At 59.4% G+C, this 14,555-nt stretch carries 13 protein-coding genes and 1 pseudogene; 7 read left to right on the top strand and 7 right to left on the bottom strand.

The window, feature by feature from the left end; all coding sequences use genetic code 11:
• Positions 1–131: 131 nt before the first annotated feature.
• Together AC07V0_RS20560 and AC07V0_RS20555 are read left to right on the top strand one after the other, a co-directional pair.
• Complete coding sequence (locus AC07V0_RS20560) at positions 132–692, top strand: nitroreductase family protein (protein WP_086945536.1); 561 nt, start codon at positions 132–134, stop codon at positions 690–692.
• A 158-nt stretch (positions 693–850) separates the two neighbouring features.
• Positions 851–1,438, top strand: coding sequence for a Spy/CpxP family protein refolding chaperone (locus AC07V0_RS20555; protein ID WP_173861145.1), 588 nt, complete (start codon positions 851–853; stop codon positions 1,436–1,438).
• A 35-nt stretch (positions 1,439–1,473) separates the two neighbouring features.
• Here AC07V0_RS20555 and AC07V0_RS20550 read toward each other — a convergent pair whose 3' ends face one another.
• Positions 1,474–2,040 (bottom strand): phosphoribosyltransferase family protein, encoded by a 567-nt coding sequence (locus tag AC07V0_RS20550; RefSeq protein ID WP_018928194.1) that lies wholly within the window; start codon positions 2,038–2,040, stop codon positions 1,474–1,476.
• A gap of 289 nt (positions 2,041–2,329) precedes the next feature.
• Between AC07V0_RS20550 and AC07V0_RS20545 the strand changes: the two genes are divergently transcribed.
• Together AC07V0_RS20545 and AC07V0_RS20540 are read left to right on the top strand one after the other, a co-directional pair.
• Entirely contained in the window at positions 2,330–3,034 is a 705-nt protein-coding gene (locus AC07V0_RS20545; protein ID WP_086945538.1) for a phosphoribosyltransferase, read from the top strand.
• Positions 3,027–3,677, top strand: coding sequence for a dienelactone hydrolase family protein (locus tag AC07V0_RS20540; protein ID WP_086945363.1), 651 nt, complete (start codon positions 3,027–3,029; stop codon positions 3,675–3,677). Before AC07V0_RS20545 ends, AC07V0_RS20540 begins: the two co-directional genes overlap by 8 nt.
• Positions 3,678–3,711: 34 nt before the next feature.
• Here the strand turns inward: AC07V0_RS20540 and AC07V0_RS20535 are convergent, their stop codons facing one another.
• Entirely contained in the window at positions 3,712–5,079 is a 1,368-nt protein-coding gene (locus tag AC07V0_RS20535; protein WP_086945364.1) for an erythromycin esterase family protein, read from the bottom strand.
• A gap of 291 nt (positions 5,080–5,370) precedes the next feature.
• Between AC07V0_RS20535 and AC07V0_RS20530 the strand changes: the two are divergent.
• Together AC07V0_RS20530 and AC07V0_RS20525 are read left to right on the top strand one after the other, a co-directional pair.
• Positions 5,371–5,826: pseudogene (locus AC07V0_RS20530) on the top strand (DNA polymerase III); the annotation flags it as partial.
• A 49-nt stretch (positions 5,827–5,875) separates the two neighbouring features.
• Positions 5,876–7,096, top strand: a complete 1,221-nt coding sequence (locus AC07V0_RS20525) for a DNA polymerase/3'-5' exonuclease PolX (protein WP_495019828.1) — start codon at positions 5,876–5,878, stop codon at positions 7,094–7,096.
• A gap of 93 nt (positions 7,097–7,189) precedes the next feature.
• On the opposite strand, the gene AC07V0_RS20520 is transcribed toward AC07V0_RS20525, so the two are convergent.
• Positions 7,190–7,732 (bottom strand): Hsp20/alpha crystallin family protein, encoded by a 543-nt coding sequence (locus tag AC07V0_RS20520; protein ID WP_086945366.1) that lies wholly within the window; start codon positions 7,730–7,732, stop codon positions 7,190–7,192.
• An 85-nt stretch (positions 7,733–7,817) separates the two neighbouring features.
• The gene (arcD, locus tag AC07V0_RS20515) at positions 7,818–9,311 is read right to left on the bottom strand and encodes an arginine-ornithine antiporter (RefSeq protein ID WP_086945367.1); all 1,494 of its coding nucleotides are present in this window, start codon (positions 9,309–9,311) and stop codon (positions 7,818–7,820) included.
• 292 nt (positions 9,312–9,603) lie between these two features.
• Between arcD and AC07V0_RS20510 the strand changes: the two genes are divergently transcribed.
• Positions 9,604–11,886 carry a heavy metal translocating P-type ATPase gene (locus tag AC07V0_RS20510; protein WP_086945368.1) on the top strand — a complete coding sequence of 761 codons (2,283 nt, stop codon included), beginning with the start codon at positions 9,604–9,606 and terminating at the stop codon, positions 11,884–11,886.
• A 14-nt stretch (positions 11,887–11,900) separates the two neighbouring features.
• On the opposite strand, the gene AC07V0_RS20505 is transcribed toward AC07V0_RS20510, so the two are convergent.
• The 3 genes from AC07V0_RS20505 to AC07V0_RS20495 form a co-directional block, all read right to left on the bottom strand.
• Complete coding sequence (locus AC07V0_RS20505) at positions 11,901–12,647, bottom strand: helix-turn-helix domain-containing protein (RefSeq protein ID WP_086945369.1); 747 nt, start codon at positions 12,645–12,647, stop codon at positions 11,901–11,903.
• 162 nt (positions 12,648–12,809) lie between these two features.
• Positions 12,810–13,457, bottom strand: coding sequence for a BON domain-containing protein (locus AC07V0_RS20500; protein WP_086945370.1), 648 nt, complete (start codon positions 13,455–13,457; stop codon positions 12,810–12,812).
• A gap of 50 nt (positions 13,458–13,507) precedes the next feature.
• A complete protein-coding gene (locus tag AC07V0_RS20495; RefSeq protein ID WP_495019827.1) occupies positions 13,508–14,428 on the bottom strand; it encodes a universal stress protein in 921 nt (306 codons plus the stop codon).
• Positions 14,429–14,555 lie beyond the last annotated feature (127 nt).

Below are 14,555 nucleotides of genomic sequence, written 5' to 3'. Positions count from 1 at the left end.
GCTCCGAGGGGGGCGAGTCGTCAGACAAAACGGGAGGCCGGTTGTGCCTTGATTTGATTTAGATCAACAGCAAGCCCTCGTGGGCGGATGACTTTATAAAGGATATGACACTCTTTTGAGGTATGCCCCCCATGAACATCAATAAGGCGATCTTGGGCCGTCGCTCGACACGGGAGTACACGACAGAAGCGGTTGATGAAGACATCATTCGTCGTTTGATCAGTGCCGCTGCGCAGGCGCCCAGCGCGATGAACCAACAACCGTGGACGTTTACCGTCATACGCGACCAGAGCCTGCTGGATCGGGTCTCGCGCGAAGCGAAGGCTCACCTGTTGGCGACGATACCCGCCGAGGCCCAGCCCGAGCACTTCCATACGTTGCTCGATGATGAAAACTATCAAATCTTCTACCACGCGCCGGTACTCATCCTGATTTCGGGAACCGCGCCGGGTCAGTGGGTCGTCGAAGACTGCGCACTGGCTGCCGAGAACCTGATGCTCGCGGCCTACGCTGAAGGGCTGGGGAGTTGCTGGATCGGTTTTGCCCAGGGGTTTCTCGGTACTGCGCAAGGAAAGCATGCACTTGGCCTTCCCACCGAGTGGACGCCAGTGGCACCGATCATCGTGGGGCACCCGAAATCTGCCCCCGCGCCCGTGCCCCGGAATGAACCCGTGATCCGCTGGATTGGGTGACAGCACCGTGGATAACGATTGTTGGCCGCTCCTCTTACGGGGCAGCTCGACCGTTTATCCACTTGCCCGACGGTCTGCCTGTTTTCTGATGTGGATCAGATACGCCCCCAGGCCGACTCCTATTCTCGAATCAACCCACGGTATCGAGATGAACTGAAATGAACAGATCAAGCCTGATCGGCCAATGCATTTTGATGGCGGCAAGCGTGTTGCTGGTGCCCTCTACCAGCGTCTTCGCCAACCCGCCGACGTCTGCTGCGCAAGGTGGTATGTATCATCGTTTTCAGGATTTCGACTGGGTCAAATACACGCAACAAACCCTGGACGATCTCAAGGGCAAGCTCAATCTCAAGCCGGAGCAAATGGCTGCCTGGGACACATGGGCCACGGGGGTCATGGCGGACGCCAATCAGCATCAGGAAAAGGCCAAGGCCGAACGTGATGAAAGCGCGAGCACGAAGAGGGCGTCGACGGATGAAACGACCCCCGAAAGAATGGCCAGAGAGATAGAGCGTTTGCGCACACAAACCAAGTGGATGGAGGCGCATCTGGAGCGCATGGATGCTGCGCTGGTGCGTACCAAAACTTTCTACGGGGTATTGGATGCTGAGCAGAAAACCATTTTCGACCTGTTCTGGACGGTGGTGCATCACCGGCTCTACGGCAATGACCGTTGGCAGATGCCGATGCACATGGTCAGACCACGAATGATGGAAGGCGACCAGGACGAAAAAAGCAAACCGTAAGCGCTACTCACTGTTCGATTACGCATGTTGCGCCGTCATCGCGCGGCGCCATGCCGCCAGACTTCAATACAAAACTCCCTTTCGTAAGGGGGCACGTTGCATTCGACGATGTCAGTGGCGGCCACTTGCAGATGCACGCCGACGATATCGGCATGGATCGGCTGCTGGCAGACGTGCCGGTCGACCAATACGGCCGTGTAGACCCGACGAGCACCGAGTTGCGCCAGATACGCGCAGGTACGCAGGAGCGAATGGCCTTCAAACAGCACATCGTCGACAACGAGCAGGGTGGTGCTGGCAAGGTCCAGCTCGCCCAGCTGCGGGTTTTCGGTCAGTTCGGTGTGGGCATGCAGCACTTTGAGGTCATCGGCATAGCGCTTGACCTTCAAGGGGTAGAGCGGCAGTCCTGGCTGGCCGGTCTGATGTGACAGATGCTGCTGTAAACGCTGCGCCAGAGGTTCGCCGCGGCGCTGGATGCCAATCAGTGCCGTTTGAGTGGGCGGCAACAGTGCCGCGGCCTGGCGCGCCATTGCCTGCAACACCGAATCGAGTTCATCGCTGTCGTACAAGCGCAATCGCGGGCTCGCAAATAAGGTCGGCATGACAGTCTCCCATAGCGCGCCGCTGCGGGGCGGCGCTGTCCACTATTGGCAACGTAATCCATTGCGCCCCAGCCTGATTGATATTGATCAACAACGGCGAAATGAAATGCCCGGTCCCTTGCGCGGACAGGGTTGGCCTTGCGCGCGAGCTTGATAAAAATCAACGACAAGGAGACTCCAGCGGAGGATTTTTAATAAAAACTGATGCTTGATCCCGCAAGGACGTGGAGAGGTCAAGGCTGTGTGATACGAACCGACAGGTGTGCTCGCCTGGGGAGGTTTTCAAGTGATTTATAGTCCCTCAACGCAAACCCTCCTGCGTGACCGGGTTGATGCCGGTCGAAGGCTGGTGGAGCCGCTGCTCAAATACGCTCATCGACCCGATGTCATCGTTCTCGCCTTGCCCCGTGGCGGCGTGCCGGTGGCCTATGAAATTGCCACGGCCCTGGAGGTTCGCCTGGACCTGATGCTGGTCCGCAAGCTCGGGGTGCCATTCCATGAGGAGTTCGCCATGGGCGCGATTGCCAGTGGCGGTATCCAGATCGTCAATGACGATACGCTGCGGGCGAACCGTATCGATCAGCGCACGCTCGATAACGTGGTGGCACGGGAAACCCAGGAGCTGTTGCGTCGTGAACGCCTGTACCGGGGCTCGCGTGCCCCCTTGGCGCTCAAGGATCAGGTGGTGATTCTGGTCGACGATGGCCTGGCGACCGGGGCCTCGATGATGGCGGCGGTCCAGGCGGCGCGCCTGCAAGCGCCGTCGCGGATTGTCGTCGCCGTGCCGGTGGCGCCACCGGAGACGGTAGAGGCGCTGTTTAGCGAAGTCGATGAGGTGATCTGCCCGCTCACCCCCGAGTGGCTGATGTCGATCGGCAATTGGTATTTGAATTTTTCCCAGACCTCGGACGAAGAAGTCATCGATCTTTTGCATCGGGCCTGGCGCAGAGAATCCGGCACGAGTGCTTCCGGTCAGGAGAACTCCGATGTTTGAGCTTCGCTATCGAAAGCTGGACCTGGGGAACGTGGAGCTGTCTGCCGACTTGCGTCTGCCGGTGCACGCTGGCGGCCTGGTGGTGTTCGTTCATGGCAGCGGCAGTGGTCGTTCAAGCCCGCGTAATCAACAGGTTGCGCTGTCGCTGGCTGAGCGAGGGTTGGGCACGTTGCTGTTCGATCTGCTCACGGAGCCAGAGCAATACCTGGATAACCAGACCCGGGAATTGCGTTTCAATATTGCGCTGCTGTCCAACCGACTGGTGAAGGTGATCGACTGGATTGGTCGGGACGCCGAACTGCAACCGCTACCGATCGGATTGTTCGGCGCAAGTACCGGTGCCGCGGCGGCACTGTTGGCAGCGGCCGAGCGGGCGGACGTGGTGCATGCGGTGGTGAGCCGGGGAGGGCGGACCGATCTTGCGGGTGAGGCGCTGTCCCGAGTGAAGGCGCCGACCTTGCAGATTGTCGGCGAGCGGGATCCGGTGGTGCTCAACCTCAATGTGCAAAGCAGTCGCGCCCTGCAGTGCGAACAGCGGCTGGAAGTGGTGGCCGGCGCGACACATCTTTTTGAGGAAGCAGGAACCCTCGAAGAAGTCGCCAGACTGGCCGGCGACTGGTTCGAGCAGTATTTGCGACGGTAGTCATCCCACGCAGACGACCACCGTCCGATGCCTGTCATATGCCGAATGGAAAGGTTTCGTCTTCCGGTTCCAGCGCCTGGCTTTTTGGCAGGGGCAACGCGGTTACCGGTTGCGTCTGTTCAATCCAGACCATGGCGTCGAATTGTTCGGTCAACACTGACTCGAAGTAGTGGCTGCTGCGCTCGCTGGCGGGTCGATAGATCACACCGATGGCCCGTTCCAGCAGCGGTTTGGACAGGGCCCGGCGCAGCTCTTTTCGCTGTGGATCCCGCCAGTCGGTCAATGAAGCCGGGACGCCGGCGTCGAGGAACTTGCGCTCCCAACTGTCTGGCCGGGAGGGCCGGATGTCCTTGATGAGCATCTCGCAGTCCCAGTCGTCGGCCGCGGCCACCTGGCCACGGTCGGTGCTCATGCCGATCAGAACCACATCGCGCCCATAGGCATTGCGGCACAGTTGACCGATATTGAACTGACCTTTCCAACCCATCTCTGTCGCGGCCGCATTGCCGATATGGGAGTTGTGCGCCCACACCACGGCCTTGGCTTGCGGACCGCGGTGTTCGAGCAACGCACGTAACGTGTCGAACATGTGCCTGTCGCGCAGGTTCCAGGAGGCCGTCGAACCTCGATATATCGCTCGGTAATATTGTTCCGCCGCCAGGATGACCCGGGCGTTCTGGGTCGCATCGAAGAACGCTTCATCGTCCTTGATATCCCCGGCCAGTTGCTCGGCGAGCATGGCATTGAGCTGTTCGACCACCGCATGCTCGCAGGGCATTATGCCGTCGCGTTCGACGAAGTGGCCGTACAGCGCAGGATCATCCTGCCACGGGGTCAAACAGCCATAGCGACGCCGTGCTTCGTGTGCCAGTTGCGGGTCGACACGGTCCAGATAGCTCAGCACCTCATGGATGGAATTGCGCAAACTGTAAACGTCCAGACCGCGAAACTCGACGCGCTGTTCAGGTGCGTGTTGGTGGTTGTATTGATGCAGCCAATGGGTGAACGCTCTCACATCGGTGTTGCGCCACATCCAGGTCGGGAACCGGCTGAAAATGTGCCGCGTCCACGCCGAGCGCGCCAACCCTCTGACATAACGGTCTACATGGCCCGCGTCCGGCCAGTCTGCTTCAACGGCCACGATATTGAATCCGTGTTGCTCGATCAGCCGTTGGGTAATCGCCGCCCGGGTCCGATAGATGTCACTGGTGCCATGGCTGGCTTCACCGATCATCACCACGCGCGCATCGGCGAAGCGGTCGAACATTTCGCCAAAGGCCGGTGAACTCAGTTCCGGCAGGGGTTCGGCGTATTGGCGCAAGAGCGGGACGATGGAGGCCTCGTCAATGTGGGTATGCGTGCCATACAGCTGGTTCAGCATGTTCTGGGAAGGTGTGTTCATGAACGTCATCCCCATAAGGGTGGATTGCCCGACGTGCGATGCGGCGCGGCATCACGTCGACTGTCAGGGCAGGGCTCGCACGGGGTTGTTTTCGATCCATTCGACGTCGCGGGCCTGTACCGCCTCTTCAATCATTCCTACGCCTGAATGCAGTCGAGCATTTGAGTTTTATCAATAGTCGGTGCACGAAATGGCCGATGAGTGTTCGGTTGCTGTCTGACCTATATCAATGCCGGGAAGGCTGGATCGGTAATGCTGATTTCATGAAGCCTGTGCGATGGGAGTCATGCCATGAAGCACGCTGTCGCGCCTTTCCAGGCACCTTCGTCGGCCTTGCCGCCCCCGACCAGCGGCGGTCAGGTGGTCGACAACGATCATATCGCTGCGGTTTTTGATGAAATCGCTGACCTGCTGGACATCGAGGACGCCAATCCCTTCCGGATCCGGGCTTACCGCAATGCAGCACGGACCCTGAGGGCGCTGACCTTTGACGTGGCGAAAACCCTCGCTCGTGGCGAGCCGCTACCCAAACTGACCGGGATCGGGGTTGATCTTGCCGGCAAGATCAATGAAATCGTGACCACCGGTGATTGCTCGCTACGCCAACGCTTGCGTTCGACATTGCCACCCGGGCTGGTCGGGCTGCTTTCCATTGCCGGGTTGGGACCCAGGCGCGTCAAAAACCTTTATCACGACCTGGGTATCGAAACTGCGCAGCAGCTCTGTCTGGCCGCTCAACAGGGTCGCATTCGCCATTTGCCCGGTTTCGGTGAGCGGATGGAAGCGCGGCTGTTGAGTGCCGCGCAGACTGACCGAATACCTGCAGCAGATGCCGGGAGTCGAGCAAGCAACCACTGCCGGAAGCCTGCGACGCATGCGCGACACCGTCGGCGACATCGATATTCTGGTGGCGGCAGCGCCTTCGGTGGATGTCACCACGCAGTTCATCAGCCATCCGGACATTTCCACCGTACTGGTCAAGGGGCACACGCGTGCAAGCGTCATGCTGAACTCAGGCATGCAAGTGGATGTGCGTGTCGTCGAGCCGGCGGTGTATGGCGCTGCACTGGTGTATTTCACCGGTAGCAAGGCTCATAACATCGCGATTCGTCAGAGGGCTCAGAAGCTGGGGCTCAAGCTCAATGAATATGGCGTGTTCCGGGCCAAAAATCGCCTGGCCAGCACCACCGAGGTTTCGGTCTATCAGGCATTGGGCTTGCCGTGGATCACGCCGGAACTGCGCGAAGACCGTGGCGAAGTCGCTGCGGCATTGGCCGGCCATTTGCCTGGGCTGATTGAGTTGACCGACCTCAAAGGCGACCTTCATGCGCATACCCGCGCTTCGGATGGAGGCAACAGCCTGGAAGAGATGGCGCTGGCGGCCCGGGAGGCCGGGCTGGAATACCTGGCGATCACCGACCATTCACAGTCCCTCAGGGTGGCCCATGGGCTGGGAGTCGAGCAATTGTTGAAGCAAATCGACCAAATCGATGCGCTTAACAGCCGCTTGCAGGGCATGACGTTGCTCAAGGGTATCGAGGTGGACATTCTCGAAGACGGCCACCTGGATTTACCCGACGATATTCTGGGACGCCTGGATCTGGTGGTGGGCGCCGTCCACAGTCATTTCGGCCTGACGCTGCGTCAACAGACCCAACGCCTTCTCAGGGCCATGGACCATCGCTACTTCACCATCCTGGCCCACCCCCTGTGTCGCCTGATCAACGAACGCGATCCTCTGAACCTGGACCTGCCGGCAATCATCAAGGCTGCCGCTCAGCGTGGTTGCTGCCTGGAACTCAACGCGCAACCGCAACGCATGGATCTGTTCGACCTGCAGTGCCAGTACGCCAAGGATGAAGGTGTGCTGATCAGCGTCAATTCGGATGCACACCGCGCCGCTGATTTCGCCAACTTGCGTTATGGCGTCGCTCAGGCACGCCGTGGCTGGCTGGAAAAACACAACGTGATCAATACCCGCTCGCTGGCCGAGCTCAAGGCATTGGTTGGTCGATAAGAGCACCACAACGTTCAGGAGATGAAGGGCGAGGTTGTCTGGTACCCATAAAAAAACCCTTGTCGGTTTCCCGACAAGGGGCAGGCCCGGGACTCAGTTGCCTTTGATCGGCACGACCTTGTCAGCCTTCAGGGCTTCAGGCTTTTTCGGCAACGAGATGCTCAGTACGCCTTTGCTGTAACTGGCTTCGATCTTATCGGCATCCACCTCTTTGGGCAGGTTGAACATCCGTTCGAAGGAGCCATAGCTACGTTCGCTGAGATGGTAGCCTTTCTTTTTTTCTTCCTTCGTTTCTTGCTTTTCCCCTTTGATGATCAGGCTGCCATTGGACAGTTTGATCTCAATGTCTTTCTGATCCATGCCGGGAAGCTCGGCAGTGATTTCGAAGCTTTTATCTTTCTCGACGATGTCTACCGCAGGCATGCTCTGACCGATCAACTCCCGGTCCCACAGGGGGGCGACATCGAACAGTCCACGGTTGAACAGCGACAACCCCGAGCCAAGACTGAAGTCTTCGAACAGATGGTCGACCTGTTGCCGAAGCTTTTCGAAGGGGCGCATCAGTTCAGTTGTCTTTGGGCGCGGAGCGGCTTTCGCTTCGGTATGAACGGGTACTTTCTTCACGGAGTTGCTCATTTTCTTTTCTCCTCTTGGCGAATAAGGTGAGCCGCGAGCATTGGTTTCGGCCCACCACGACAAAACAACAACCCGGCACTCGCCCTTACAAGGCCAGTGCTCCGGACCACAACATCCAGCCGGCGATGGCTGCCGCCACCCAGATAATGATCAACAGTCCCGTCTCGGGGCCGTTGAGCGCTTGTCCCTGACGAGCTTTCATGGTGCCCAGGTAAATCAACGAGCCGGGGGCGTAGAGCAAAGCGCTGAGCAACATGTATTTAGGCCCGGCGGCATACAGCAACCACAGGCAATACAGCGTGGCGACCGAGGCAATGGCCATGTCACGCAGTTGCAGGCCACGGTGACCGGCGTAGGTCTGGCCCTGCCAGGTCAGTTTCAATGCGTACAAACCGCTGAACAGGTACGGCAGCAGAATCATCGAAGTGGCCAGGGAAATCAGGGTCAGGTAAGTGGCGCTCGAGTACAGCGTCAGCAGCAGGAACAGCTGTATGCAGCCGTTGGTGATCCACAGCGCATTGGCGGGCACGCCACGGGTGCTCTCCATGGCGAGCGTACCCGGCATGACCTTTTCCTTGGCCGGGGTGAATATCGATTCGGCTGCCAGCAGCGTCCAGGCGAGCAGGGCGCCACCGACTGAAATGATCAAGCCGATGCTGATCAGCATCGCGCCCCACGGCCCGACAACTGCCTCAAGTACGCCCGCCATCGAAGGGTTTTTCAGGGTCGCCAGCTCCGGTTGTCCGAGAATGCCCAGCGACAACAGGGACACCGCAATCAGCAGCAACAAGGTAATGACGAAACCGATAACGGTGGCACGGCCGACATTGACGCGTTCTGCCGCTCGGGCGGAAAACACGTTGGCACCCTCGATCCCGATGAACACCCAGACGGTCACCAGCATGGTGCTTTTGACCTGATCCAGCGTGCTGCCCAGTGCGGGAGAACCCCAGAAGTCGACCATGAAGGTTTTACGCTGGAAGGCCGCGATCACCAGCCCGATAAACAGCAGCAAGGGCACGACTTTGGCCAGTGTGGTCAGGGCGTTGGCTTTGGCCGCGGTGCGCATGCCCCGCAGGATCATCCAGTGCAATGACCAGAGCACCACGGACGCCCCGACAATCGCCGCTTTGTTGTTGCCTTCGCCAAACAGCGGGAAGAAAAAACTCAGCGCGGAAAACAGAATCACCATGTAACTGACGTTGCCGACCCAGGCGCTGATCCAATAGCCCCAGGCGGAGTTGAAGCCGAGGAACTCACCGCCCAACGCCCGGGCATAGGCAAACACGCCGTTGTCCAGGGTCGGCTGACGGCTGGACAAGGTTTGATAGACCAGTGCCAGCGACAGCATGCCGACGCCGGTGATCAGCCAGCCAATCAGGATGGCACCGGCACCCGCACTGGCGGCCATGTTTTGCGGCAGGCTGAAAATGCCGCTGCCGATCATCGAGCCGATCACCAGAGCCGTCAGCAGGCTCAGGGACAGGCGTTTAGGCTCCAGTTGTCGCCAACTGCCGGCCAGGGGTTGGGGGGCAGTCGGCGGGAGAATCGGTTGCGTGCCGTGCAGATGAGTCGCCATGTCAGGCCTCCACGAAACGAAAGAAAGAGCGCTGACCGCAGATACGACGGTGTGAACGCTGACTCTAAATGTCTACGTGAACGGCCCCTGGCTGTTTGATTTAAATCAGAAAGAAAGCACACAGCGATTTTGTCCCGCAGCGGCCATTGCGCTAACGCCAGACGAGGCTTCAATTGATAGCGCGCAGCGAACATGCCGGGCATTCCAGACCTAAGCTCTACCCATGACGGCGATGAGCCGCAGGCATTTGTACAACGAGGGCTGCGCAGCGTTTCTTGAGGAACCCACATCGATGTTCAGTAAGTGGCTGGACCCGGTTTTATTGCTGCTCACCACCCTGACCCTACTGGCCGGGGGCATTGCGCAGCTTGCTCACAAGTCTGACTGGGCCTCGATTTGCTGGGCCGCGGGCAGTCTGGTGATGGCCCTGGTGCTGCTCGTCGAGATTGTCAGGCGCCTGGCCCGGCGCGAGGCGGGTGTGGACCTGATCGCCCTGCTGTCGATTGCCGCCGCGTTGTTTTTTCAGCAGACGCTGGTGGCGGCGGTGATTGCCTTGATGCTGGCGTCGGGGCGCATCCTGGAGTTCTTCACCCAACAACGCGCCGAACGCGAACTGCGTGCGCTGGTCGACCGGGCGCCACGCGTTGCCTGGCTGCAGGAGAACGGCAATTTACGGCAGATTCCGGTCGAGCAGATCCAGCCGCATCAGACGCTGCTTGTGCGCCTGGGGGAAGTGGTACCGGTCGATGGCCGTCTACTCAGCCCCACGGCGATTCTTGACGAGTCGGCGCTCACCGGCGAGTCATTGCCGGTCACCCGCCTGGAAGGAGAGCTACTGCCCAGCGGGGTGACCAATGTCGGTACGCCAATGCTGCTGACAGCTACTCGAACCGCAGCGCAGAGCACCTACGCCGGGGTCGTGCGCCTGGCTGAAGCCGCACGGCGATCGCGCGCGCCTTTTGTGCGTTTGGCCGACCGTTACGCGTTGTTCTTCATACCGCTGACATTGCTGATTGCCGGCATCGCCTGGTACCTGAGTGGCGACTCTTTGCGCGCGCTGGCAGTTATGGTGGTGGCCACGCCTTGCCCGTTGATCCTGGCTGTACCGATTTCGATCATGTCAGGTATTTCCAGGGCAGCGCGGCGCGGGATCCTGATCAAGGACGGCGTCACCCTGGAAGCGCTGGCCGAGGTCAAGCAAGTGTTTCTCGACAAGACCGGCACGTTGACCAGCGGCCACGCGCGTCTGCAATCGATCGAGACCAACGGAGCGCTCGATCCGCAGCGTCTGCTGAGCCTGGCCGCTTCACTGGCGCAGGCCTCGACGCACCCCATCTCCCAGGCCATCGTCGAGGCCGCCTGTCAGCGTGGATTGCCGCTCAGCGTGCCGCAGGCGGTCGAGGAAAGTCCGGGTTCTGGTCTTTGCGGGTTGATCGATGGCCTGCGGGTGCGTTTCGGCACGTTGTCCTTTGTTCAAAATGAATCGCCGGTTGGCGACTGGGCTGCCACCATGTTGCGTCGCATGGATTACCTGGCGTGCAGCGGCAGCTTCGTTGAAGTGGACGGGGCACTCGCGGGCCTGCTGATCTTCTCCGACAAGCTGCGTCGGGAAACCCCGCTGACCCTGCGCCGACTGCGCAACCGAGGCATCGAGCGGATCGTCATGCTCACGGGCGATCGCGTGGAAACCGCCGAGATGATTGCATTGTCGGCCGGGATCGACGAGTTGCGTGCCGGGTTGAGTCCTGGGGACAAGGTGCGTGCGGTACAGGATGCCTGCCAGCACGCCAGCACACTGATGGTCGGTGATGGTATTAATGATGCCCCCGCCCTGGCGGCGGCCAATGTCGGGGTGGCCATGGGGGCGAGCGGTGCCACGGCGTCCGCGCAAGCGGCGGGTGTGGTGCTGCTGGTGGATCGTCTGGACCGTCTGGTCGAGGCGCTGGACATCGCCCGTCAGACTCGCCACATCGCCCGTCAAGGCGTATTGGCCGGCATGGGCATGTCGGTGCTGGCCATGGGGGTAGCCGCCTTCGGCTACTTGCCACCGCTGGTCGGTGCCGTGGTGCAGGAGGGTATCGACGTGGTGATCATCTTCAATGCCTTGCGTGCATTGGGGCCGTTACCGGGTTTGCGCCAACGCAAGCTGGCCGCCGAGCATATCGATCACCTGCAGGACGAACACGACCAGCTCGCTTCGGTACTCAGCGATCTGCATCAACTGGCAAGCGACTTCGCCCAGCGCCCACTCGAGCAAGCGCAGAGCGACTTGCTGGCGCTGGTAAAAAACCTGCAGGAATCACTGGCCCGCCATGAACGGGACGACGAAAAAAACCTGTATCCGCTGTTGACGCAAAGCCTGCCCGGCGAGGACCCCATGTCGGCGATGAGCCACGTCCACCGCGAGATCTTTCGCCTGATCCATTTGCTGGCGCGCATGAGCACAGATTTCAGTGCCGACCCTGCAACAGCTTCTGTCGATGAGATCCAGCATCAGTTGATCCGCCTGGATACCCTCGTGCGACTGCACTTCGATCAGGAGGAAGAGTTGTTTCGCTACCTTGATAAGCGCTGAAAAGCTATGCTGCGTCAGTGGAGGGCCACCGAATGGCAACCGGCGACCAGCTGCTTGAGCCCGTGCATGTTCAGCACCTTGACCTCACGACCGGCTATTTCCACCAGCTCCTGTTCCCGCAGGTGGGCGATACCCCGGCAGATGGTTTCCAGGCGCAACCCCAGGTAGGAGCCTATTTCGTCGCGCCGCATCTTGAGTATGAATTCGCTGGATGAGTAGCCACGCATGCTCAAGCGTAGCGACAGGTTCAGCAGAAAGGCGGCCAGACGCTCATCCGAGTTCATGTTGCCCAACATCATCAGCAGATCGTGATCGCGGACGATTTCACGGCTCAGAAACCTGTTCAGGTTGTGTTGCAGTGCCGGCAGCTCCCGGGCGAGTTTTTCCAGCTGAGAAAAATGGATGGGACAGACTTCACTGTCCTCCAGAGCAAATGCATTGCAGGTGTGCTCTTCGGCGCTAATGGCGTCCGGGCCGAGCATCTCGCCGGGCAACTGGAATCCGGTGACCTGCTCGCGGCCATCGAGCGACAGCACGCTGGTCTTGAATGAGCCAATACGGATCGCATACAGCAAGTGCAAGGGATCGCCTGCGCGGTAGAGGGGGGCGCCTTTCCTGACCTTGAACCGTTGCAAAATCAGCTTGTCCAGGCGCTCGAGTTCCAGTTTGTCGAGACCAAAAGGCAGGCAAAACTCTAATACACTGCAATTGGAACAGGCAGCCTTGAGGTGTTGACCCTGAAGCAGGCGGACTTCGGTCATGTCAATGGCGCCATGGGGGTTATATATAAAGCATAGGTGTTGTGCGCCAGGGCACGGATTCCGTTCGGAAGATCGCCGGAAGCAATCGACAAACGGAGAACCGTTGGCCCGTCGCAAGTGCTTGGTATCCCGGGGAATTACAGGTTCCCCGGGCTCATTGACTCAGGCAATGCGCAGATGATCATCCACTTGCCTCACCCCCGGTACTGACCAGGCGGCACGTTCGGCGATCTGACGCTCACGCCACAAATGAACCTTGCCTTCAAGCTTCACCACATCGCCTTCGACCTTGATGTGAATTGCCTTGGCATCGACTTCGGCATTGCGTTTGAGGGCTTCTTCGATACGACGCTGGATATCGTCTACGTTCACTTGCGGACGAAGGACGAGCCGATTGTCCACACCTACCACTCCCGACAGCTTGCGCACGGCCATCTCGGCGGTTTCTTTCTGGTACTGCCAGTCCACTTCGCCTTCAAGGGTGATCCACCCTTTCTGCACAATGACTTTGATGTCCTGTTCGGGAATGTCGGAGCTCCAGGTGAGGATATTCAAGGCGCGGGAGGCAATGGCGTCGTCCGCCGTGCCCGCGCTTTTCATCGGCCTGACCTGAATTTCTTCGGCCACGGCGCGTACCCCTTTTATGCTTTTTACCGCGCGTTCCGCGCTGACTTTTTGCGCGTAGCTCTTAACGTGCCCGGTGAGCGTGACGACGCCATTGTCCACGGTCACACCGATGTTGGCGGCATCGATCTCAGGCTGGAATTCAAGCTCATCCATAATGCTCTGACGCAGACTCAAGTCGTTCATGGTGATGTCCTTTGTCTGAAAGGTTGGTAGGCCAGGTGCGAAACAGCCCTCTACAGTTCCTCAGGTGAAACCACCCAGACACTGCACGGCATTTTGTACAGCAGATGCTCCACCGTGCTGCCCACCAGTCGACCCACGCCCCGGTGGCCGACCCGGCCCATGACAAGCACGTCGATGTCGTAGGCATCGGCGTATTGGGTAAGAACCTTGGTCGGGTTGCCCATGATCATGTGCTGTTGCTCTGGCGCAATACCATTGCGCTCAGCCAGTTCACGGAAGGCATCGGCCTGAGCATCAAACAGTGTCTTGGCTTTGCCTGGGGAAAACAGCGCTGAGCTACTGTCGAAATCGAACTCGTCCGCACTGAGGGATGAAAGATCGTGGGCGTAGATCACGTCGAGCTGGGCGTTACAGGTGCTGGCCAGTTTTGAGGCCTCGCGCAAAATCCTGTCGTTGAAATCCTTGTACTGGGTATTGCTATGGAAGGGATCGACCGCGGCGACGATTTTGCGCGGCAGCGCGTGCTTCACGTGGCTGACAAAATGCAGCGGTACCGGGCATTCGCGCAGCAAATGGATATCCAGGGGCGTGAACATGATGCGTGACAGCAGCGACTCGTATTCCAGTGCCTTGATCAGTACCGCCATCGGCTGTTCTTTGAGATGAATGAGGATTTCCTGCAAAGGTCGTTCAACCCAGATCACCTCCGTGGTGACGGGCACCCCGATTTTACGCAAGGGGCGGGCCTGTTCTTCGAGCCATTGCCGATGGCGCTCGACATACCCCAGCCGCATCTCCTCCAGCGCTTGTTCGTTGACCATGCTCGCCGTTGCCAGGCCTTGCAGGTAATCGAAGGCGACGATATGCAGGGCCGCGCCCGAGGCCTTGGCCAATGCAGCGGCGCGGTCGAACGCGGGGCTGTTTTCCATCAGGGGCGAGACGACCAGCATGAAGCGTGAATGCTCAGACATGACCAAACTCCCGTCAATAATCGTAGATATTCCTGTACTCACTGGCACCCCTGCGTTTGGGCAGTGGTCCTCTGGCTTTTATCCTGCCGCTGACCGGGGGGCCGGGATTGATCTTTATCAATCTGGC

It is taken from the genome of Pseudomonas sp. GW821-FHT01E10 (genome assembly GCF_059422365.1).
Note: the sequence above shows the minus strand (reverse complement) of the source record. Positions and strands in the feature narration are given on the sequence as shown.